A 21,188-nucleotide genomic window follows, 5' to 3' on the forward strand; every position below is an offset into this window, starting at 1 on the left:
AAAAATTTTCCCGAAATTTAATCGTTCAGTACTCGCTTTCAGTGGGCTTGTTCCTGTAAGATAGAAGTAATGGATTCCAGCCAAGTACTGAAATAAGGAGAGACGACGATGAACACTAAATCTGATTGCGGCGTTTCGTTGCAAATTGATGACTATCTGGATCTTTTGCATTTTGCCATCCAAATTCAGGATCAGGAATGGCAACAATCCCTTATCCGCCAACTCAAAATATTTCAGACGGCGACGGAGCAGCAACGCACACCTGAAGAGGAACTATGGACACGGTTTGATTACATCAACAGCAAACTGACAGGTCTGTGCCACCAGATTCATGCCGCTCATTCCATGGACGAACGCAAGAAGTTCGAGGAACGGATCGGTCTCTTACAATTACAGCGAGTGGAAGTAGCACGTAAAATTAAATGGGCGAGTCGCAGATAGATGAGTAGTGTACACACCAAGTGATGCACCGCCAAAATGGTATAATCAATGAGAGTCATACAAGAAGAAGCCATCCGCCAATCGATATGGGGGATGGCTTTTTCTTATACTATAGAGAAATCCTATAACCATATCAGGATGTCCTATTAGTTTAGTTATTGCCCTAAGATGACTTGTAATGATATTCTTTGTTCAACCTAATTCCGACTATACAAGTAAGAATGGTTTGTTAATAGGAAGAGGAATGGGAGTACACATCATATTTGCTGTGATAACAGCCTGTGGAGGAGATTGGGAATGGTTAAAAAACGGGGGATTCAAAAATTCCGGACAGCACTGCTGTTCATTACAATGCTGGCGGTACTGGCTGGATGCAGCACAGGAACTGCAAGTAATGATTCAGAATCTGCTTCGGCAGCAGGCGACACCAAAGTGAAAAAGATCATTGTAGGAACAGGTACACAGTTCCCAAATGTCTGCTTCATTGATGAGAATGGCAAGTTAACAGGTTATGATGTGGAACTGATCCGGGAGATCGACAAACGTTTGCCTGAGTATGAATTCGAATTCAGCACGATGGATTTCAAAAACCTGCTGCTGAGTCTGGAAACGAAAAAAATTGACCTGATCGCTCACCAGATGGAAGTGAATGATGAGAGACAGGCCAAGTTCCTGTTTAATGATGAAGCCTATAATATTTTTCCAAATAAAATTGTCGTAAGTCAGAAAAATGAGGAAGTAAAATCGATTGAGGATCTCAAAGGGAAAAAACTGATTGTTGGTGCTACAAGTAATGCGGCTGTACTTGCTGAGAAATGGAATGCAGCGAACGGCAACGGGATTGATATCGTTTATTCCGGAGCGGGTGAGGATACCATTACCCAGATCAAAACAGGCCGGGTGGATGCCACCATCAGCACGCAGTTTGCCATTGATTATCAGAATAAGGCGGTTGATGCTCAGCTGAAAACGGTAGGAGATGCCCTCTCCAACTCCAAAGTATACTTCATTCTGAACAAAGATGAGCAGGAGCTCAAAACCAAAGTGGACGAAGCGCTCAAAGCGATCAAAGAAGATGGAACGTTAGGCAAACTGAGCACAGAGTGGCTTGGAGCTGACTATACGGTTGAAGAGTAGTCTGAGAAAGGTGTGCAGCGGTAATGGGAAAATCATTTGATCTGTCATTGGTTCTGGATTTCATCCCGGAACTGCTACGATATTTGCATATAACACTGATTGTACTGGGTGGTTCCATCGTGCTCGGACTGGTGGGCGGCGTGCTTCTGGCCGTTCCCCGGCTGTATCGGATTCCGGTACTAAGCCAGTTGGCTACACTGTACGTCTCATTCATGCGGGGCACACCGATCCTGATCAAATTGTTCCTGGTGTATTACGGACTTCCCGAGTTGCTCAAACCCATTGGCATCGATCTGTCGAGAACCGACCCGTTGTTATTTGTCATTGTGACCTATGCGCTTAGTGACGCGGCATCCTTTGCCGAGATCTTTCGCGGAGCGGTGCGCAGTGTGGATAAAGGTCAGACGGAAGCAGCCTATGCTGCCGGTATGACCACATTCCAGTCTTTTCGGCGGATTGTTGTTCCGCAGGCACTGATTGTTGCTTTTCCGAACATGGCTAACACGTTAATCGGTTCATTAAAGGATACGTCTTTGGCTTTCTCCATTGGTGTCATGGATATGGTGGGCAGAGGGCAGACGTTAATTTCGGCTACATCGCACGCACTTGAAGTGTATATCAGTCTGTCTGTGGTCTATTATGTCATTGTTATTGTGCTTGAAAAAGGATTTGCCTTTGCAGAACGCAGACTCCAGCGTCATGAACGCAAGAGAGTTGTACACAAGCCGGCAATTCGAACCAAACGCCTGAAACGAATAGCGGGGTGAGCATATGTCGATTGATCTCCAGTTTATCTATACATCTTTTTTTCAAATCCTGAAGGCATTGCCACTGACACTCGTCATTACGATTGTTCCGTTGATTGCAGGCTTCGGAATCGGTCTGGCTACGGCTCTGATCCGTATCTATCGCGTGCGGTGGATTCACCGCATTGCTGACTTCTACGTTTCATTCCTGCGTGGAACACCGATGTTGATGCATCTATTCCTCATCTATTACGGTATTCCGATGATTATCGATAGGCTGGCGGAACGTTACGGTTGGGCTTTCCAATCCTCGTCGATTCCAATTCTCGTATTTGTACTGATTGCTTTCTCCCTCACTGCGGGCGCCTATATGTCCGAGATTATCCGTTCAGGCATTCTTGCTGTGGATATCGGCCAGATGGAGGCGGCTCACGCTGTAGGCATGAGCACATTCCAGGCTTTAAGGCGTATCATCATCCCTCAAGCGATCGGGGCTGTATTGCCTAACCTGTGCAGTATGTTTGTTGGGTTCCTGCATGGATCAACACTCGCTTTTACCGTGTCTCAGATGGACATCCTCGGTAAAGCGGATGTGGTGGCATCCGTCAGTCTGAAGTTTCTGGAGGCCTTTATCGCCGCAGCGTTCATCTATTGGGGGCTGACCATCATTGCCGAGCGGATCACTGCTCTGCTTGAGCGTCGGGTTGCCGTGTACAGCAAAGGAGGCGTGTCATGATTACACTAACCAACATACACAAAACTTTTGGCAAGCAGGAAGTATTGAAGGGAATTGATCTGACCGTGGAACAGGGCGATGTCGTAGCGATCCTTGGACCGAGTGGATCAGGCAAAACAACGCTGCTGCGCTGCGTCAATTTTCTGGAACGTGCCGATGAGGGCGAGGTTCAGATCAGTGGATTAACCGTCGATTGCAAGCATGCACGCAAACATGACATTGTGCAGTTGAGACGAAAAACGGCGATGGTGTTCCAGCATTATAATCTGTTCAAACACAAGACGGTGCTGGATAACGTCACGGAAGGTTTAATTATTGCCCAGAAAATGTCCAAAGCCGATGCCCGCACGCGTGCCTTGCGCGTGCTTGAACAAGTCGGACTGTCTGCCAAAATCAATGAGTATCCAAGTATGTTGTCAGGTGGACAACAGCAACGGGTGGGCATCGCCAGAGCATTGGCACTGAATCCCGAAGTGATTTTGTTTGATGAACCGACTTCTGCGCTGGACCCCGAGCTTGTGGGTGAAGTGTTGTCTGTCATCCGCTCCATTGCTCAAGAGGGGATTACCATGATTGTAGTCACCCATGAAATGGGGTTTGCCCGTGAGGTGGCAAATCGGGTTGTTTTCATGGATGGAGGTTCCGTTGTGGAGGAAGGAACCCCGGAAGAGGTGTTTGTACGTCCAAAGCAGGAACGTACTCGCCAATTCCTCAGTCGATATTCTTCCGACTGGAGTTATGTCATCTGACGATATAGGCGCAAGCTGTAGTAACTGACGATCCCGGCCCGGCATATGCTGTAACAGGCAAATGCTGATAGGCCGGGTTTTTCTATGGGTGAAGCAGGCCGTGACGGTAAGGAGGAGGACCATGCAGAGCAAAATCGATGAAATCATCACACATATTGCACACTCTCACCAGCAGATCGCACGTGTGCTGGATGCCAAACGCCAAGTCGCTGTACGCATGTCTGAAATCATCAATCATTTGCCAGATATCGAACCGGAGTTGGACGGCGTTGACGGTCTGCTGGATAGCTCTGGGCAAATCAACAAAAGCATTATCTCTTACTTGGGGGGCCTTGCAGATCTGGAAGAGGCTGTAGCCGAAACGCTGACCCAAGTCATGCGGGAGATCGCGGTTCAAGAGGAAGAATAAGCCCGGAAGGCGGGTGAAGGAACATGAGTAGAGAACAGAGCCTCATTCTGATGCTGGACGCAGCAGCCAAAATGCAGTGGAATATTGCCCTGATCCTGGAGGCAAAAGCGATTGAGGCCGAGAAGGTACGGAACTGGACGCTGAATCATTTGAATGGGGATACCTTTCTGACGCATGGGGATCAGGTAGGCGAGCCGCTTAAAATGCATGATCAGCTGGTGGAATTGCTGGAAGGATTAACCCGGATGGAGACCGGACTGTGCAACAATCTCAAAGCGGTGATGGTGCAGAACGATAGCGAAGATGGCGGCGGTATGGACGGTGGCATGTTTGGCGGCATGGATCTGGGAGACATGGGAAAATGAGTCTGATGCGGCGTGAGCAGGAAGCCAAACTGGCGCTCATTGAATCCATTGCACACAGTCAGCAGGCGCTGGCACGCATTCTGGACAGTGTAGCCAGTGTAACCGCTCATTCGGAAGTATCCGCCCGCAGTCTGGCCGAGAACATTCGTTTGCTGAGTCGCTATCAGGCAGAAATGTCTCGTATGGTTACGGGAATCAGGCTGGCCCGAATCCAGCATGGGGAGCCTGGCTTGCCGTGGCTCAAAGACCCCGGGTGTGCAATTCGTATCGTTCGGGACATACAGGAGGAATGTTGACATGTTAAAGAAGAAGAAAATACGACTGAGAACCAAAAGAGCTTTGTTAATCCGTGGAGCCCGTCTGCGCAAAATTCGCAAACTGCGTGCGCTCAGAGCCAAACGTGTTCTTCACAAACGCCCACTTAAAGGACGCAGTGCGTGGCTCAAAAAAAAGAAACGTACGGTACGGCGGCACCGGAGTCCAAAGCCCGTACAACCAGTCGTCCCGGCTACCCCTACCGATCCGAACCCGGACGGTGCGTACAGCCAGGGATACAACGAGGCGTACAACGAGGGATTCAACGCGGGTTTCGCCAAGGGATTCGAGGACGGACATCAGCTGGCTTACAAAGCACAGTAACCGATTAGACCGGATTATTCCTGCATGGAATGATACCTGTCCAACAATGCCAGTTCAAAAAGACCGGTTTTCAGTACCGAGAAGATGGGATGAAGCTAGAAATGGAGTAGCGGAGCGTAGGGAAGACTACGTGAGCAACGGACATTTCGGCTGAATTTCATATTCGATGCTGGTGATGCCTATAGGCATCCTTCGTAATCAAAAGCGGACTTTTTGAACATCCTCTAACAAATGATGTTAGCCCGGGGGGACAGATCCCTCCGGGTTATTTGCATCGCCGCAAAAGCGGACATGCCCGTACAGGCGGATGTGGAGGGCATGCGCCAATTTTGCGCCTTGCAGGACACCCGTCCATGATGCATCTGACCCCGAGGCATATCCTTTAGAGGGAAGACCAATCTCGGGGAGAGTCTGGAAGTGAGATCTCCTGAAGGAAGACAGGGTGAATAATGTGGCAAAACGAAGGCACCGTCCGCTGACCGAAGCGGAAACGGCTTACCGCGGCGGATATGCAGAAGGCCGCAGATTTGGCGGCTGTCAAGCCATGATGGAGCGGGTGCAGATGTTTGAACCGACCCTGCGGGACATGAAGGTGTTATATATCCCGCAAGGATTCGATGCCATCGATGAAGGTGTCACCTTGGCTCTGCAGCAATCTGTACGTGAATGCGTTGTTGGATCGCCAGCAGCGATGTTGCAGGAAGCCCGTCAGCATCGGCCCGATGTTGTGCTCGTCATGAATGGTCTGCATGTATTTCCCGCAGATCATGTGGAGCAGGTGAATGGCATACGTGCACTCGGTATCCGAACTGCCGTGTGGTTTGTGGATGATCCGTATTTCACCGAAGATACAACGTCCCTTTGCCAGCACTATGATGTCGTGTTCACGCATGAAGAGGCCGCGGTACCCTTCTATCTGGGACATGGAGCGAACCAGGTCATCTATATGCCACTCGCGGTGAATCCAGGTATGTTTCAACCGCGGCGCGCCGCACCGCAGCATCAGCACGACATTTGTTTTATCGGTACCGGATTCTGGAACCGGATTGCCTTGTTTGATGAGCTGGCCCCTTTTCTAGCGGACAAAAAGGTATTCATTGCGGGTAGCCAGTGGAATCGGTTGACACGCTATGATGTACTAGGCCGTTTCATCCACGAAGGATGGATTGCTCCTGGAGAGACAGTAGATTATTACAATGGCGCCAAGATTGTCATTAACATTCACCGGACTTGCGAGAATGGGGAAGACAATCGCAATACACATCATCTTAAAGGTCACTCGATTAATCCACGAACGTATGAGATCAGCGCCTGCGGCACAATGCAGATTACGGATGCACGTGCAGATTTACCCCGTTATTATAAGCCGGGATATGACATCGAGACGTTCACCAACGCAGCAGAACTTCAGCGCAAAATCCACTATTATCTGAAGCATGAAGAAGAACGACAGGCGATGGCGTGGCGTGGACTTCTCACCACGATGAACCAGCATACATTCACTCGCCGGATCGGTCAGTTGCTGGAACATTTGTAATCCCCGTCTGAAGTGCAGCATCAACATGAACACTATCCCAAAAAATAAAGGAGTGGCGGTATGTCTCTCAAACACCGTAAAACTAAAAAGATTCATGCACCCGTACTAAGCCTGGCTGATCAAGCACGCAAAAATGGGCAACATGCCGGATATGACGCAGGTAAGGAAGAAGGATATCTGCGCGGTCGCGCCAACTATATTGTGAATTGTGCACAGGAACCGTTGCCTTTCCGACAGCTTCACGTGCTGTATGTATCCTCGGGTAAAGGCTTCCCTTACTCCCCGTTGGATGAGGCCATTATGGCCACGCTACAGGGTATGGTAGCTCAAGTAACCCTCTCTGATCCGCGTCAACCGGTTTCTGAAATTGCGCTGCAGACGCGTCCTGATCTTGTGCTTGTGCTGGATGGAATGGATATCCCCATCGAGCATATCGATGCGATTCGCCAAGCGGGCATTCAGACGGCGATCTGGCTCACGGATGACCCGTACTATACAGATATGACGCTGGATATTGTGACACATTTTGACCATGTCTTCACGTTGGAACTGAACTGTATCGATCTATATCGACAAATCGGCTGCGCGTCCGTTCACTACCTCCCTTTTGCTGCATTCACTAATCATTACTTTCCGATTACAACTCCTTCCCCATTAAAACGGGATGTCAGCTTTATCGGCTCAGCCTACTGGAACCGGGTATACTTCTTCAATCCGATCATGCCTCAGTTGATGTCACACAATACAGTATTTAACGGAATCTGGTGGGATCGCCTGCCTGACTATACTGCCTATGGCGAGAAGATTGAGCTCGGCCGCTGGATGAGTCCGCCGGAGACCAATGATGTGTACAATGGCACCAAAATTGTCATCAACCTGCATCGATCCCACGAAGATGATTCCGTCAATAATAATCACCTCAAAATCGCGCCAGCTTCACCGAACCCGAGAACGTTTGAAATTGCCGCGTCCACGACGCTACAGCTGACCGACGCCCGGGATGACATTGCGCGTTTCTACAAACCGGGTGTGGAGATTGAGACATATTCCTCGCCGCAGGAGTTACTCGACAAAGTGGAATATTATCTTACTCATGAAAAGGAACGCCGTGAGATTGCACTTCGTGGACTTGAACGTACACTGAAAGACCACACGTATGGCAAAAGAATTAATGAAATGTTAACCATCATATTCCCTTAATTCTGGCCGGGAGGAGGTGTGCACAGTACCCTGTATCGGATAATCGTGTACAGGGTCCGTGCGGCCATGGCAACGAAACCAAAGATGATGTTATTTTCACATGTGTGCAATACTCGCAGCATTACAGGTGCCGAGAAGCTACTGCTTCATTTTATGAGAGAGATCGGTACGATCTTTGAATGTGTGCTCGTAGCCCCTCAGGAGGGGAAGCTTGCGGGGCTTGCGCGGAGATTCGGCATTCAGGTCAAAATATGCACTCTGCCGATGCTTCACGGTGTGTACACACCTTACCTGGGCATTGCAGATGATGCGGAGCATCTTCGTCATACACCAGCGTATCAGGAAGCAGTCTCCCTCATACGGGAGACTGCTCCCGATATGGTGTTAACGAACACCTGCGTTAATGTGATGCCGGCTATAGCAGCAAAGTCCCTTCAGATTCCGGTCATCTGGAAGATTACCGAGATCATTCATACGAATGAACATACAAACGAGGCAATCCAGATGATTGGGCGTTACGCGGATTGGATTATCGGTATATCCGAGACAGCGGTAGCCCCATTCCACGAAGCCGGCATAGGTGACAAAGTGACCATTATCTCCCCAACTTGGGAACCCGCGCTACCAGCACCGGACCGCTGGGTTCATCTGCGCGAACGCAAGCGTAAGGAGCTCGGTTTCAAATCATCGCAGACCTGTATCGGTTATATTTCTTCATTTATATATGATGCCAAAGGGTTGAAACCTTTTGTGGATATGGCCTTGAGGATCTGTGAAACACATTCGCGCTGTCGCTTCTGGATCATCGGGGCAGCATCGGATAAAAAGTATTACGACGAGTGTGTATCACGGGTGAAAAAATCCGGGTATTCACGCCGGTTTACCTTCACCACATTTGAAGAGAACGTATCTCTGGCGTATACCGCGATGGATATCCTGGTCATCCCAAGCATGGTCAAAGAAGGGTTTGGCATGACCGCACTGGAGGGTCTCTATTTTGCCAAACCGGTCATCGCTTTTGCTCAGGGTGGACTGAAGGAATTAATGGAATCCGTAGGCAGTGATGCATTTCTGGCCCCGCCGGGTGATACCGAAGCGCTTGTCACCTTGGCAACAACCTTGCTGAATGATGCAGAGCTGGCCTCGAATACGGGGTGGCGTAATCGGACAGAAGCGGAAAGGCTCTACGGCGTTGAAACCTACCGAACGAAACTGCATACGATGGTGACACAGTGGTTATTGCGTTTTCCCGGATGGTTTGCTTATATCCAACCTCCGAATGGACCTGTGTATACCCATGGGGAGGGAGGACTACGCACTGTACTGGTTCTGGAGCCAACTACGGTTCGGGCACTATTATTCCCACTGACCGTCATACAGGCGTTGCCACATTCCTCATTACCTCCAATCGCATTGGGTCACGATGCTCCTGTTGCCTCAGGTACTGTCCCGGCTGCAAAGCCGATTCAACAGAGGGGCAAAACGCGGAAACGTCGTCGCAAGCCACTTGCACCTCATTCTCGCCGAGACCGTGAGGGGCTGAAACGTACTTCCGGAACTGGCAGACGTAAGGGGAGAACCCGTACAACGAAGGGACCGCGTCCGCATATGGGGAAATCGGCTAGTCGCAGACGCAAATCTGCCAAAGCGGGACGTAGCCGAGCAGGGCGCAAGGGTTCCAATACAAGATGAAGGCAGGGATTACGATGAAGATCATGACGGTGCTGGGTACGAGACCTGAGATCATACGGCTCAGCCTGATCATCTCCAAGCTGGACCAGTACGCGTCCAAACATATTCTGGTGCATACGGGACAGAACTTCACGGAAAGTCTCAGCGGTCTCTTTTTCAAGGAAATGGGCCTGCGCGCACCGGATTACGTTCTTCAGGATGAAGCGGCCACTCTGGGACGACAGCTATCCTCGATGTTTACGCAGATGGAAGATCTGATATTGCAGGAGAAGCCCGATAAATTGCTGCTGCTCGGCGATACCAATAGCGCATTATGTGCAATATTGGCTGAGCGCATGGGTGTTCCTGTTATTCATATGGAAGCAGGCAATCGTTGCTTCGACCTGGATGTGCCTGAAGAGAAAAATCGTAAGGTTATTGATGCCATCTCCACCGTTAATATGCCTTACACGGAACAGAGCAAGAAACATTTGGTCAGTGAAGGGGTACCAAGCAGGCGTATCGTGCTAACGGGCAATCCCATCTATGAAGTAATGCAGCACTACGACGCGCAAGTAAGTTCCAGCAAAATACTCAAAAAGCTCAAGCTGAAGTCCGGGCAATACTTCCTGGTTACTGCCCATCGAGCCGAGAATGTGGATCATGCCCCTCATTTGCTGGAGATTATGAAAGGGCTGAACCAGGTCGCAGAGGAACACGGGTTGCGTGTGATCTGCAGTATTCATCCGCGTACAGCGATCCGGATTGCGGAGCATCTGCATCTGGAGATGAACCCGCTGGTGGAGTTTCACGAGCCGTTTGGATTCTTCGACTTTGTAATGCTTGAACGTCATGCACGCTGTGCGCTTACGGATAGCGGTACCGTGCAGGAGGAGTGTTGCATTATGGGCGTGCCGACCGTAACGATGCGTCGAACTACCGAGCGGCCGGAAACGGTCGATTGCGGCAGCAATGTAGTCTCCGGTCTGGATGCCGCGCGCATCGCTGATTGCGTGAAAGTCATGACAAAGATGTCTAGCGACTGGGATTGCCCGCAAGGTTACAAAGCCACAGATGTATCCAGTAAAGTGGTTAAATTTCTGCTTGGAGGGAAAATGCATGTTTGAAAATAAGCGTATACTCGTGACTGGCGGTACAGGATCATGGGGTTATGAACTTGTGGCTCAACTACTGCCCCAGCAGCCCAAAGAAATTATTGTATATTCCCGGAACGAGTCTAGCCAAGTGGCTATGAGTCGTGAATTTGAAGACCCGCGTCTTCATTTCCGGATTGGAGATATTCGTGACAAGGACGCCTTGACGGCGGCTTGCCAGCATGTGGACTATGTATTTCATCTGGCTGCGCTCAAGCATGTTCCGGTGTGTGAAGATCAACCGTACGAAGCACTCAAAACCAACGTGATTGGTACACAGAACGTAATTGAGGCCGCTATTGAGAACAAGGTGGAAAAAGTAATCTATATCTCGACTGACAAGGCTGCCAATCCGTCCAACTTTTATGGCATGACAAAAGCGATCGGCGAGAAATTAATTGTATATGCAAACTTGTTACACAGCGATACCAAGTTTGTTACGGTACGGGGTGGGAATGTACTGGGAACAAACGGCAGTGTGGTACATCTGTTCAAGAATCAGATCCGCCAGAAAGGGCAGGTCTCCATCACGGATATGAGTATGACTCGATTCTTTCTTACGCTGAAGGACGCAATTACCTTGCTGTTCAAAGCTTCGGTGGAAAGTGTCGGTGGAGAGATCTTTGTCATGACGATGCCTACCTGCAAAATCGTTGATCTCGCGGAAGTACTGATTGAGGATTCCGGTGTGGAGAATGTGAGCATTGTAGAACGGGGCATTCGTCCAGGGGAGAAAATCCATGAAATATTGATGAGTGAATTCGAGAGCATGACCACCGTTGTCTACGATGAGCAGTACCTGGTAATTCTTCCTACCCTGGGCATACCGGGCCTGCGTGAACATTATACCAACTGTCCTCCGGTCTCCTTTAACAGTTTCAGTTCTGAACACCAACTCATGACCAAAGAGGAGATTCGTGAAATTCTGAAACGCGGAGGATTCTTGTCATGAAACTGCTGATACTTGGTGGAAACGGAATGGCCGGCCATATTTTGGTCGACTATTTCCGCCGTCAAGGTGTACACAGCGTCTTCTACACATCTCGGGATGTAACAGACCCCAATGGTCTGCTCCTGGATGTGAACGACAGCTTCATGGTTGATCGATTGGTAGAAGCTGTGCACCCGGATGTGATTATTAATGCTGTAGGTGTGTTGAACAACTTCGCAGATGAGGACAAAATTACTGCATATCATATTAATGGTTTCCTGCCACATCGTCTGCGGCGGGTTGCAGATACGATTGGTGCACGCCTGATTCATATCAGCACGGACTGTGTGTTCAGCGGGGAACGGGGAGCATACCGGGAAGATGATGTTACGGATGGGACTTCAGCTTACGCTATCACCAAAGCACTTGGCGAAGTTCAGGATGAAGGTCATCTGACGATCCGTACGTCCATCATTGGACCCGAGATTCGCCAGGGCGGCATTGGTCTGATGCAATGGTTTATGTCCAGCACAGGTGAAGTCGGGGGGTATACCCGCGTATTCTGGAACGGTGTGACCACACTTGAGCTGGCCAAATGGGTAGACCATTACCTGGCCTCATCGGTTAGTGGTCTGATCCACTTAGCTCATCCGGCACCTGTCAGCAAGCATGACCTGCTTGTATTGTTCAAGCAGACCTGGGATAAGCAGGATGTGACGATTGTGCGTGATGACAGTGTAGTGCAGGACCGTACGCTGGTGTCCACTCGCGAGGATGTGAAGACAGACCTGCCGGATTATTCTACAATGCTGAAGGAGTTGGCATTATGGATGGAGCAGAGCTGAGAGGCAAAAAAGTGCTGATTACAGGCGCCTCCGGTTTTACCGGGCGACATGCCGTATCTTATTTTCGGGAAGCGGGTGCAGTGGTTGCAGCGGTAGTACGGAGGCCGGATGTGTATTCATTCGGAAAAGGTGCACAAGTCCATGTCTGTGATCTGAACGATAAACAGCAAGTACGTCATCTGATCGGCGAGGTGCAGCCCGACTATGTGCTGCATCTCGCTGGCAAAAATTCAGTGCCTGATTCGTGGTCTGATCCGCTACTGGTCCTGGAGACCAATGTGATGGCCGTGCTGTATCTGCTGGATGCGCTTCGCAGTTGTCCGACAGCACGAACCGTTATTGTAGGATCAAGGTTAAAATATACGCCGGAACCTGGCCGGATTCCCCAGCCTCCGCATCCATACAGCCTCAGTAAAGCGCTGGAAGAGATGGTGTCCTTGTCGTGGATGTCGCTCTTCGGACAACAGATCATGCTGGCGGAGCCAGGCAATCTGATTGGTGCGGGTCCTTCCACAGGCATCTGTTCACTGCTTGCACGCCATGTTGTTGCCTGTGAGCAGGCGGGCAAAACCGAGGCATTCCGTCTGTCCGGACGGGATAATACCCGTGACTTTCTGGATGTGCGGGATGCCGTCAGAGCGTATGCAACCCTCCTGGTACACGGGTCCAGCGGTACAGTATATCCGGTGGTGTCTGGAGTTGAGCGCAGTCTTGGAGAAATTGCAGATCTGCTGTTGTCCATGACAGAAGCGGAAGTCCCTGTTCGCTGGGATGGGGCATCTTCTGGTCCGGATGGTTCGGGGAAACAGGAGGAATTATCACTGCTGCGCAAGCTTGGCTGGCAGCCGATGATTCCATTTGCCACATCGCTTCAGGATATCCTGAGTGATGTTCGTGTCCAGCAAGGGAGGACGACAAGTTGAATCCGAGAGTATCCATTGTCATTCCATTCTATAACTGCCCTTATGTGCCTCAGGCGATTCAGAGTGCGCTGAACCAGACGTATCCCGATGTGGAGATCGTTGTTGTGAATGACGGTTCAACCCGGCATGCAGAGTTGCTTCAACCCTATCTTCCTTATATTAATGTGCTTGGCAAAAGCAATGGCGGGACGGCTTCGGCACTTAATCATGGCATCCGCCATGCCTCTGGTGATTATGTAGCCTGGCTCAGTTCGGATGATTATCTGTACCCGGATAAAATTCGTTATCAGCTGGAGTTTATGCAGCGTGAGAATGTGCTCGTCTCCCATACGAACTTTCATTATATCAACGAGCATTCGGCAGTTACCAAAATGCATGGTGGGCCTGAACCGATGTCGGATATGGATTTACTACGACGGTTTGTTAACGGCAATCCGGTGAATGGTTGCACGGTCATGATTCGCAAGGATCTCTTTAGCGGAGTGGGGCTGTTCGATGAACTTCTTCCCTACACCCATGATCTGGATCTCTGGATGCGTATTGTACTGAACGGTCATCGGTTCCCATACCTGAATGAACCGCTTACTGCCTATCGGTGGCATGGTGGAATGGGATCGGTACGTCATGCGGATGTCATCGGCAGAGAGGCATCCATGGTATGGTCCAGATATCGGGAACCGCTGTTGCAGCGAATAGCGACGCTTGGCGGGTAGCGTAGGGAGGGCAGTTAAGAAAGCCAAAAGATGGCTGATTAACGCCCTCTTTGCGCAGCATTTTACCTAAGACAGTAAGAGGAGGGGAAGGCCCGAATGGAGCCAAAAGTATCGATCGTCATTCCTTTTTACAATTGTGCTTATATCGAGCAGGCTGTTCACAGTGCCATTCACCAGACGTATCCGCATATCGAGGTCATCGTGGTGGATGATGGGTCAACCGAGCACGTGGAGCGGCTACAGCCATTCATGGATTCCATCCGCTATATTCGCAAGGAAAACGGTGGAACCGCGACAGCATTAAATGAGGGCATCAAACATGCAACAGGGGATTACTTTGTCTGGCTCAGCTCAGATGATGTGATGCTGCTGGACCGGGTGGAGAAACAACTGACGTTTATGCGCGAGGTCAAGGCTTCATTCTGCCATGGTGCCTACCATTATGTGAATGAGAAGAGTGAATGGTTGGATACGGTGCATCCGGAAGTGGGCAGTCGTCTGGAGATGTTGCAGGTACTGCTGGAAGGTTGTCCGATCAACGGCTGTACTGTCATGTTAGAGATGGAAGCATTTGAGCGGTTCGGACTGTTCGACACTGATTTTCGCTACACCCATGACTATGAGATGTGGATGAGGCTGTTTCCAATGTATGAGCTGTTCTACTACAATGAACCTCTGATATGCTACCGATTGCATGAGTCAATGGGAACCAAACGTCACTTCAAGGCACTGGTTGCCGAGATGGAAAAAGTTCAAGAGAAACATCGGCCTATTCTGTTTAACTTGCTTCAGGTTGGCGGGTACTGGAAGTAGATGGTTTTGGTAATGATGGCTGAATGAAATAGGTATTAAATGGACAGGAGAGCACCCTTATGAAGCACTTTTTAAGTGTTATAAGTGGAAGCTCTTTTTTTGCTTTATGGACAGATACGTGGACACAAAGGGTGATCGATTGCTGAAGTCTCTGTATAATGAAATGATTCATACACGGAAGGGACTGGACTATGCGCAGATATCAATATCTTAAACCCAACTATTAATAAACTAATGGAGGTAAGAGTATTGATTACAGAGTTACACACAGAACGGTTATATTTGCGAAAAATGAACGTATTGGATGCGGCCAGCTTGTTTAAAATTTGGTCTGATCCAGATGTAACTAGATTTATGAATATCACTCATTTTACGGATGAAAATCAAGCTATAGCCATGATTAATCTTCTGAATGATCTCGCTCAGGAAAACAAGGCCATTCGGTTCTCTATCCTTGTGCAAGAGTCCAACGAAATCATAGGTTCATGTGGTTATAATTCACTGGATTTTGACAATCTTAAAGCAGAAATCGGGTATGACATTGCCAGATCACACTGGGGGAAAGGATATGCTACGGAAGCGATCTCTTCTTTATTAGCTCATGCATTCTCGACTATGAAGCTGAATCGAATGGAAGCAAAGGTTGACCCCGATAATGTGAATTCTATCAAGCTATTACAAAAGCTCAATTTCACATATGAAGGTACTCTCAGAGCATACGAGAGGGTAGGCGAAACGTTCAGTGATCTGAATATGTATTCCAAGTTGGCGACAGATTAAAACGATCTGTAATAGCGTGTTCTCGGTCCGTTAGAACACATTTGAAGCAAGCAAGGGGTGTCCTCAGTCATTCATATGACAGATGGGACACCCCTTGTTTGATATTTCGGCATGTTATATGAAGACGGCATATCATTGGACAACTCAATCTTTTGAATTCATGATCGCCATGGATGCAGGATCGGGAAATATATATCCTTTAGGCAGCTTTTTCATCAATTCATTCATTACAGCGTAATCCACGTTGATGTGAGGTGTGGAAACTGGAGTCGAAAACCAGCGGTTGTATAGATCACTTGGTACAAGTAACGTCATATCGTATGTCCTCCTCTGTAGATGGCTTCTTGGTAGACTTGAAATGTACGAAATCCCATCACTTCCAGTGAACGGTGTTGTTCAGCCCAGGCTTTCGCCGCCGCACCCACTGTTCTTCGGGTAACATCGTCCTCAAGTAGTGCGTCCAACAGTTCACGGAGCGAGTCGACATCTTGCGGAGGAACAACCCATCCCGTACGTCCAGGTTCAACCATCTCAGGCATACCGGCTGTGCCACTGACGATAACAGGTACACCCGCCAGTTGCGCTTCGGTAACGGAGAACGGCTGGGTGTCCTGCAGGCTGGGCTGGACATAGATATCTGCATGGCGCAGGAAGGAAGGAATATTGTCCAGCTTGCCCCAGAACACAACATCCGCTCCAATCCCCGTTGACGCGGCCTGTGACCGCAATTCATCGGTTAGATTGCCTTCTCCTGCGATCCAGCAGACCCAATCGGAACGTTTATTTTTCAGACTGGCTAAGGCCTTGATTAACACATGAACGCCCTTGATGTATTCAAGTCGTCCGGTAAAGGCAATGACTTTCTTGCCCGCAGGTGGTCGCTGGCGGAACTTCACAGCTGCTGAGGCACGGTAGGCTGGGAGATCTACAGCATAGGGAATCTGTCTGAACTTTGATTCAGGAACGGCAAGCTCTGTAAGCGTACTCTTGATCCAGTGGCTTGACACGAGAATGAGCTCGGACTGTGCTGCACTTCGCTCTTCCAATGAGAGAAAATAACGTCCACGCTTGGATTGCAAATATGAAGGGAGAGTAAGCTGTGGGTTGGAATTTTGAGCATCGTAAAAGGCTTCGCGTGCAAGAGCGCCATGATAGCTTGTAACCAGTGGGATATTGCGGTTCAATATGCGTTTTATGGCTACGGCAGCTACCGGATCTTGCGCATGAATAACGTCATAGTGGTCCACCCCCAGATAAGCGGCTGCCATCTCGAAGGCATATCTATTCAGTTCATAATAAGCGAGAAGAGGATCGGCAGTGAATTGTGGCAGATCAGTCGGATTGAGTTTGGCTTGCAACATGGGCCACACCTTATCCTTGGAGAAAGCTCGGTTCAGATTACGAACATATACTTCGTTATTGGCACCATTTGTGCCCATGATATCAACCTCTACACCAAGTGCGATTAACCTGTCGGCCAGTTGTTTAACATATGTCCATATGCCTCCCATATGTGTAAGCTCCCAATACGTAACGAGCAGAACTTTCATAGCTACCTCCTTGTCACGGCCTGCACCGGCCGAGCTTCTATCCTTTTATTCTATGAAAAAAGAGGACCGGAAGGTCGGGCATTTCCGTGTAATTGGTCGAAAATGGGTGAATGCAAATGGCAATGGACGAGAGGAAGCATATCCTATGTACAGGAAGGTTCGTGTGCTCCGAAGGAGGGATCTACAGTGGCGGTATATTTACTTGAGATTCATGAGAATCTGTTACAGACATTTGTTCCCGTCAAGTACATGGATGTGGAGTTGGCCTATGTGGGCGGCGAGGAAGGGACGGATGTATTTGTTGGTGGAGCCAGTATTCACGGAGAACTGTATCGACACCTTTTTCACCTAACGTCAAATTCGGGGGGAGCGGGCGGTAATCAGGTCATTCATAATCTGGATGTGTCATCCGAGCCTTATGAAATGAGGATCATCAGCAACAGTTCTTCACCGAAGCATCTGGTTATTCGAATATATTGCAGAAGTATTCACGGTCAGACATTGGGCATACTGTCAGAATATCAGATGATGAAGCTTGCAGATTGATATGGACATCATTGCATAATCATGATTAACCAACGTGTGGAGCAGGGAAGGTGCCTGTTCCATTTTTTTTGTGGTGCATCCATAGTAGAATTGTCTGAAAAAATAGCTTGACAGCAAAGGTATTTTCATTAGAATTAGATCAGTATTAAACGAAAGTTTAAAACGACGATTTAAAACGATAGTTTGAAATTAGTCGTCAATATAGGCTGAGTGAGACGCATGGATAAGCCTGCGATCTACTGGCTGGAAAAGAGTGTGGAGAACGTGAAAGAACAAACAGCAGTACCCCAGGAGCCGGCAGAGTTTTCGCTTAAAGCCATTATACTGCCACTCCTGGCTATTATCGTCGGTATGATTATGGTTATACTGGACAGCACGGTGGTGAACGTAGCCATTCCGAATCTGGTTCAATATTTCGAGACCGACCTGAAGACCATCCAATGGACGGTTACGGGTTATACCCTGGCTTTGTCTGCGGTTATTCCACTGGCAGGCTGGTTAACGGACCGTTTTGGTGCCAAAAGAGTATTTCTGTTCACGATTGCCATGTTTACCTTGGGTTCTGTATTATGCTCGATCGCTCAATCACCTGAGCAATTAATCATTTACCGTATCATTCAAGGCCTTGGTGGAGGCATGGTTGCTCCTATTGGTATGGCGATGGTCTTTCGTCTGGCTCCGCCTGAGCGAAGAGGTTCCATCATGGGGATGCTGGGAATTCCCATGCTGCTTGCCCCCGCATTGGGTCCGGTGTTGTCCGGGTGGTTTATTGAATCACTGAGCTGGCACTGGATCTTCCTGATTAACTTGCCCATTGGTATTGCAGCTTTCATTCTATGTATCAAGTTTTTGCCGGATACAGATCGTGGACGCACACCTGCACTGGATCTGCTCGGCATGATTCTGGCGCCAATTGCGTTCTCGATGCTGGCTTACGGTGTGAGTGAGGGTGGAACGAGCTGGACGTCTGCAACAACTTTGACGGGTGTCATTGTGGGTGGTGTAGCGCTCATTTTGTTCATTATTGTGGAGCTTCGTCATCAAAATCCATTGCTCGAACTCCGGGTATTCAAATCATCTGATTTCTCACGGGGAATTATTCTCGCATGGGTGTCACAAGTGGCGCTGTTCGGTGCGATGATCCTGATCCCGCTCTATCTGCAACAGATCAAAGGGTACACTGCACTGGAAACAGGATTGATTCTACTGCCACAGGCGTTGGCTTCCGGAGTGGGTATGCCTCTTGGTGGTCGATTGTTTGATAAAATCGGTGCTAGACCTCTGGCCTTTGTGGGTCTGGGTATTATCTCAGGAGCATTGTTTATTCTGTCCTCCATTACGGCAGAGACAGGTCTTGGCCTGATTATAACGGCTCTGGTCATGATGGGTCTGGGTATGGGCTTGTCCATGATGCCACTCAATACGCATGTATTAAATGCTGCACCGCGCAAGTTGGTTGGACGGGTTACACCGCTCACGGCTGCTGCACAGCAAGTAGTCGTGTCCTTTGCGGTTGCAGGGCTTACAGGCTTCCTGACTTCAAGAATCGCAGACAATACAACGAGTACAGAGCCGACCGCTATCGTGCATGGTTTGGTGACTGGTTTCAATGATACGTTCTTCCTGGCCGCTTGTATTGCATTGTTCGGATGTTTGCTCAGTCTGATTCTGCGGAAACCAAAACCGATGCCGGAAGAAGAACTTCAAAATGGCGACAAGCCTGATCCCGCGATGATGATGGGACACTAAGACTCTATAAAAACCATACTAAGGCAGTTCAGAGAAATTTTGCTGAACTGCCTTTTTTGCTATGCTCAATGGAAAATTCGTAGTGCTGTCATCATTTCACGGAAAGAAATGGCATATCGATCTGGTGAAAAAGACAAGCTCATATGCTGTCTGCCCTGAATGCGAATATACTCACGCAGTTTCTTGTTATTCATAAGGTCCCTTGCTTCGGCTACAGCTGCCTCTACATTTCCAATCGGATAAAACTTACCAGTCTTATTATGTGTGATAAATGAACGCACACCATCCGAATCCGTGCTGAGCACCGGGCAGCCACAAGAGATGGCTTCAGCGACGGCATAACCGAATCCTTCAAGCAGGGAAGTGGATAACATGATGCCCCCTGAAGCGGCAATCATGGAATAATATGCAGGCATCTGAGAATGAGGAACATTGATAAAGATGCCAATCCGATCCTCAAGCCCGTATTCTGCCAGCATGTGCCGGAACATGACTTCATCTTCTGGATTAGCCAAAGTTGGATCGTGGAATAACCATAGTCTGGCTTCCGGATTTTTTTTGACGATTTCACTCGATATGATTAGATATTCACGCCAGTTTTTGTTGTGTTCAAGTCGTCCTACCCAAGCCAGCACCGGATAGGGTGGGGTATCCACCAAGATTGGTGCGAAGGTGTCTGTATCCAGCATATTGGGAATAACAAACCGATGAAGCCAGGGACAGATATGAATGAACATATCCAGCAGGTGGTCTGTGGGAGGTATAACGGCAGCATCACAATGAGCTTGGAGGTATGGGACACCCATCTGTATCGTTTCCAGAGCTTGATCGCGTGCTCCGAGTCCCTGCGCTTCAAAAATAATTCGTCCGGTATAACCAAGTCCTCTCAAGCGGCCAGGCATAGCGATGTCTGAAGTGGCAATGATGGCATCATAATGATGAGTATGGATGATATGATGGATATCCTCGTCACTGGACGCGGTGAAAATGGGTGTATCACTGTTGTTCTGCAATCCCGAGCCTGTACTGAGATACAATAGGTGCGCTTCAATGCCATGGCGTTTCAGAACAGCGGTGCGCAGTCGATTTAACGTATCCACGCCACCGCTCGGAACATAAAACGTGAATAATACTTTCACACGATTCACCCTCTGACTTTTGGTCAGGAGCACATTCTCCTGTACTCTATGTTACGTTAGCTTTAAGCGCAGGGTGTGGGTGTTGGTCAGAATGTTCACATTTTGGACAAATATTTTTAAGCTGTCTTTTAAGTGTCATTAAGCTGAGGCTAGGATAGCTCCCTTAATATACAAGGAACTTCCCGTGTCTATCATCTATTACATAAGTTCAACATAACATTTACACGATAACGGAGAGGGCAGAAATAACTTGAAGAAGCGAAGCGTTCGCCTAAAAGCTTTCTGAAAAGAAAGCTACATCGGAAGCATACGCTATCTCCGGATTTTTCCTTCTGAGAAGTAATCAAAAAAATCTGGGGATAACAGTGATCGGAAGGTTATTCTGCCATCGGAGTGCAAGTGTAAATATTTTCAG

24 protein-coding genes are annotated in these 21,188 nt (G+C 48.8%); 21 read left to right on the forward strand and 3 right to left on the reverse strand.

The features are described 5' to 3' along the window. The first annotated feature begins 108 nt into the window (after positions 1-108). The 19 genes from MHB71_RS31065 (at position 109) to MHB71_RS31155 (ending at position 15,789) form a co-directional block, all read left to right on the forward strand. Positions 109-441, forward strand: a complete 333-nt coding sequence (locus MHB71_RS31065) for a hypothetical protein (RefSeq protein WP_017692504.1) — start codon at positions 109-111, stop codon at positions 439-441. Positions 442-738: 297 nt separating this feature from the next. Further along, on the forward strand, positions 739-1,578 hold the full coding sequence (locus tag MHB71_RS31070) for a transporter substrate-binding domain-containing protein (protein WP_083677492.1): 840 nt from the start codon (positions 739-741) through the stop codon (positions 1,576-1,578). 23 nt (positions 1,579-1,601) lie between these two features. Then, positions 1,602-2,345: an amino acid ABC transporter permease gene (locus MHB71_RS31075; protein WP_076253280.1), complete on the forward strand. Its 744-nt coding sequence runs from the start codon at positions 1,602-1,604 to the stop codon at positions 2,343-2,345. A 4-nt stretch (positions 2,346-2,349) separates the two neighbouring features. Next, positions 2,350-3,060 (forward strand): amino acid ABC transporter permease, encoded by a 711-nt coding sequence (locus tag MHB71_RS31080; RefSeq protein WP_076253281.1) that lies wholly within the window; start codon positions 2,350-2,352, stop codon positions 3,058-3,060. Then, a complete protein-coding gene (locus tag MHB71_RS31085) occupies positions 3,057-3,809 on the forward strand; it encodes an amino acid ABC transporter ATP-binding protein (protein ID WP_017692508.1) in 753 nt (250 codons plus the stop codon). The genes MHB71_RS31080 and MHB71_RS31085 overlap by 4 nt, the downstream gene beginning before the upstream one ends. A 121-nt stretch (positions 3,810-3,930) precedes the next feature. After that, a complete protein-coding gene (locus MHB71_RS31090) occupies positions 3,931-4,218 on the forward strand; it encodes a hypothetical protein (protein ID WP_017692509.1) in 288 nt (95 codons plus the stop codon). Between the two features lie 23 nt (positions 4,219-4,241). After that, the gene (locus tag MHB71_RS31095; protein ID WP_017692510.1) at positions 4,242-4,583 is read left to right on the forward strand and encodes a hypothetical protein; all 342 of its coding nucleotides are present in this window, start codon (positions 4,242-4,244) and stop codon (positions 4,581-4,583) included. After that, on the forward strand, positions 4,580-4,879 hold the full coding sequence (locus MHB71_RS31100) for a hypothetical protein (protein ID WP_017692511.1): 300 nt from the start codon (positions 4,580-4,582) through the stop codon (positions 4,877-4,879). The genes MHB71_RS31095 and MHB71_RS31100 overlap by 4 nt, the downstream gene beginning before the upstream one ends. A 1-nt stretch (position 4,880) precedes the next feature. Continuing rightward, complete coding sequence (locus MHB71_RS31105; RefSeq protein WP_340028451.1) at positions 4,881-5,222, forward strand: hypothetical protein; 342 nt, start codon at positions 4,881-4,883, stop codon at positions 5,220-5,222. 442 nt (positions 5,223-5,664) lie between these two features. Further along, entirely contained in the window at positions 5,665-6,759 is a 1,095-nt protein-coding gene (locus MHB71_RS31110) for a glycosyltransferase (protein ID WP_340028452.1), read from the forward strand. Positions 6,760-6,819: 60 nt separating this feature from the next. Then, positions 6,820-7,959, forward strand: a complete 1,140-nt coding sequence (locus tag MHB71_RS31115) for a glycosyltransferase (protein ID WP_340028453.1) — start codon at positions 6,820-6,822, stop codon at positions 7,957-7,959. 66 nt (positions 7,960-8,025) lie between these two features. Beyond that, a complete protein-coding gene (locus tag MHB71_RS31120; RefSeq protein ID WP_340028454.1) occupies positions 8,026-9,651 on the forward strand; it encodes a glycosyltransferase family 4 protein in 1,626 nt (541 codons plus the stop codon). A gap of 14 nt (positions 9,652-9,665) precedes the next feature. After that, a complete protein-coding gene (gene wecB / locus MHB71_RS31125; protein WP_076329077.1) occupies positions 9,666-10,757 on the forward strand; it encodes a UDP-N-acetylglucosamine 2-epimerase (non-hydrolyzing) in 1,092 nt (363 codons plus the stop codon). Beyond that, entirely contained in the window at positions 10,750-11,736 is a 987-nt protein-coding gene (locus tag MHB71_RS31130; RefSeq protein WP_017692517.1) for a polysaccharide biosynthesis protein, read from the forward strand. The genes wecB and MHB71_RS31130 overlap by 8 nt, the downstream gene beginning before the upstream one ends. After that, a complete protein-coding gene (locus MHB71_RS31135; protein ID WP_036605842.1) occupies positions 11,733-12,560 on the forward strand; it encodes an SDR family oxidoreductase in 828 nt (275 codons plus the stop codon). The genes MHB71_RS31130 and MHB71_RS31135 overlap by 4 nt, the downstream gene beginning before the upstream one ends. Further along, a complete protein-coding gene (locus tag MHB71_RS31140; RefSeq protein ID WP_340028455.1) occupies positions 12,542-13,483 on the forward strand; it encodes an NAD-dependent epimerase/dehydratase family protein in 942 nt (313 codons plus the stop codon). The genes MHB71_RS31135 and MHB71_RS31140 overlap by 19 nt, the downstream gene beginning before the upstream one ends. Beyond that, on the forward strand, positions 13,480-14,196 hold the full coding sequence (locus MHB71_RS31145; protein WP_074096304.1) for a glycosyltransferase: 717 nt from the start codon (positions 13,480-13,482) through the stop codon (positions 14,194-14,196). The genes MHB71_RS31140 and MHB71_RS31145 overlap by 4 nt, the downstream gene beginning before the upstream one ends. 96 nt (positions 14,197-14,292) lie before the next feature. Beyond that, on the forward strand, positions 14,293-15,009 hold the full coding sequence (locus MHB71_RS31150; protein WP_340028456.1) for a glycosyltransferase: 717 nt from the start codon (positions 14,293-14,295) through the stop codon (positions 15,007-15,009). Between the two features lie 249 nt (positions 15,010-15,258). Beyond that, positions 15,259-15,789: a GNAT family protein gene (locus tag MHB71_RS31155; RefSeq protein WP_340028457.1), complete on the forward strand. Its 531-nt coding sequence runs from the start codon at positions 15,259-15,261 to the stop codon at positions 15,787-15,789. Between the two features lie 144 nt (positions 15,790-15,933). Here the strand turns inward: MHB71_RS31155 and MHB71_RS31160 are convergent, their stop codons facing one another. Continuing rightward, positions 15,934-16,104 (reverse strand): hypothetical protein, encoded by a 171-nt coding sequence (locus MHB71_RS31160; RefSeq protein ID WP_164783209.1) that lies wholly within the window; start codon positions 16,102-16,104, stop codon positions 15,934-15,936. Continuing rightward, the gene (locus MHB71_RS31165; RefSeq protein ID WP_340028458.1) at positions 16,101-17,339 is read right to left on the reverse strand and encodes a glycosyltransferase family 4 protein; all 1,239 of its coding nucleotides are present in this window, start codon (positions 17,337-17,339) and stop codon (positions 16,101-16,103) included. The genes MHB71_RS31160 and MHB71_RS31165 overlap by 4 nt, the downstream gene beginning before the upstream one ends. Before the next feature lie 186 nt (positions 17,340-17,525). On the opposite strand from MHB71_RS31165, the gene MHB71_RS31170 reads away from it, so the two are divergent. Together MHB71_RS31170 and MHB71_RS31175 are read left to right on the forward strand one after the other, a co-directional pair. Beyond that, on the forward strand, positions 17,526-17,885 hold the full coding sequence (locus MHB71_RS31170; protein WP_340028459.1) for a hypothetical protein: 360 nt from the start codon (positions 17,526-17,528) through the stop codon (positions 17,883-17,885). A 219-nt stretch (positions 17,886-18,104) separates the two neighbouring features. Continuing rightward, the gene (locus MHB71_RS31175; protein ID WP_340028460.1) at positions 18,105-19,634 is read left to right on the forward strand and encodes a DHA2 family efflux MFS transporter permease subunit; all 1,530 of its coding nucleotides are present in this window, start codon (positions 18,105-18,107) and stop codon (positions 19,632-19,634) included. Positions 19,635-19,699: 65 nt separating this feature from the next. On the opposite strand, the gene MHB71_RS31180 is transcribed toward MHB71_RS31175, so the two are convergent. Further along, positions 19,700-20,773, reverse strand: coding sequence for a glycosyltransferase family 4 protein (locus MHB71_RS31180; RefSeq protein ID WP_235193923.1), 1,074 nt, complete (start codon positions 20,771-20,773; stop codon positions 19,700-19,702). Between the last annotated feature and the right edge of the window lie 415 nt (positions 20,774-21,188).

Source organism: Paenibacillus sp. FSL H7-0940, assembly GCF_037979415.1.
In the GTDB taxonomy this organism is placed as follows: Bacteria; Bacillota; Bacilli; order Paenibacillales; family Paenibacillaceae; genus Paenibacillus; species Paenibacillus amylolyticus.

Coding starts and splice junctions, on each gene's coding strand:
- MHB71_RS31065 (WP_017692504.1), top strand. CDS start 109: ATGAACACTAAATCTGATTGCGGCGTTTCGTTGCAAATTGATGACTAT.
- MHB71_RS31070 (WP_083677492.1), top strand. CDS start 739: ATGGTTAAAAAACGGGGGATTCAAAAATTCCGGACAGCACTGCTGTTC.
- MHB71_RS31075 (WP_076253280.1), top strand. CDS start 1,602: ATGGGAAAATCATTTGATCTGTCATTGGTTCTGGATTTCATCCCGGAA.
- MHB71_RS31080 (WP_076253281.1), top strand. CDS start 2,350: ATGTCGATTGATCTCCAGTTTATCTATACATCTTTTTTTCAAATCCTG.
- MHB71_RS31085 (WP_017692508.1), top strand. CDS start 3,057: ATGATTACACTAACCAACATACACAAAACTTTTGGCAAGCAGGAAGTA.
- MHB71_RS31090 (WP_017692509.1), top strand. CDS start 3,931: ATGCAGAGCAAAATCGATGAAATCATCACACATATTGCACACTCTCAC.
- MHB71_RS31095 (WP_017692510.1), top strand. CDS start 4,242: ATGAGTAGAGAACAGAGCCTCATTCTGATGCTGGACGCAGCAGCCAAA.
- MHB71_RS31100 (WP_017692511.1), top strand. CDS start 4,580: ATGAGTCTGATGCGGCGTGAGCAGGAAGCCAAACTGGCGCTCATTGAA.
- MHB71_RS31105 (WP_340028451.1), top strand. CDS start 4,881: ATGTTAAAGAAGAAGAAAATACGACTGAGAACCAAAAGAGCTTTGTTA.
- MHB71_RS31115 (WP_340028453.1), top strand. CDS start 6,820: ATGTCTCTCAAACACCGTAAAACTAAAAAGATTCATGCACCCGTACTA.
- MHB71_RS31120 (WP_340028454.1), top strand. CDS start 8,026: ATGGCAACGAAACCAAAGATGATGTTATTTTCACATGTGTGCAATACT.
- wecB (WP_076329077.1), top strand. CDS start 9,666: ATGAAGATCATGACGGTGCTGGGTACGAGACCTGAGATCATACGGCTC.
- MHB71_RS31130 (WP_017692517.1), top strand. CDS start 10,750: ATGTTTGAAAATAAGCGTATACTCGTGACTGGCGGTACAGGATCATGG.
- MHB71_RS31135 (WP_036605842.1), top strand. CDS start 11,733: ATGAAACTGCTGATACTTGGTGGAAACGGAATGGCCGGCCATATTTTG.
- MHB71_RS31140 (WP_340028455.1), top strand. CDS start 12,542: ATGGATGGAGCAGAGCTGAGAGGCAAAAAAGTGCTGATTACAGGCGCC.
- MHB71_RS31150 (WP_340028456.1), top strand. CDS start 14,293: ATGGAGCCAAAAGTATCGATCGTCATTCCTTTTTACAATTGTGCTTAT.
- MHB71_RS31160 (WP_164783209.1), bottom strand. CDS start 16,104: ATGACGTTACTTGTACCAAGTGATCTATACAACCGCTGGTTTTCGACT.
- MHB71_RS31165 (WP_340028458.1), bottom strand. CDS start 17,339: ATGAAAGTTCTGCTCGTTACGTATTGGGAGCTTACACATATGGGAGGC.
- MHB71_RS31175 (WP_340028460.1), top strand. CDS start 18,105: ATGGATAAGCCTGCGATCTACTGGCTGGAAAAGAGTGTGGAGAACGTG.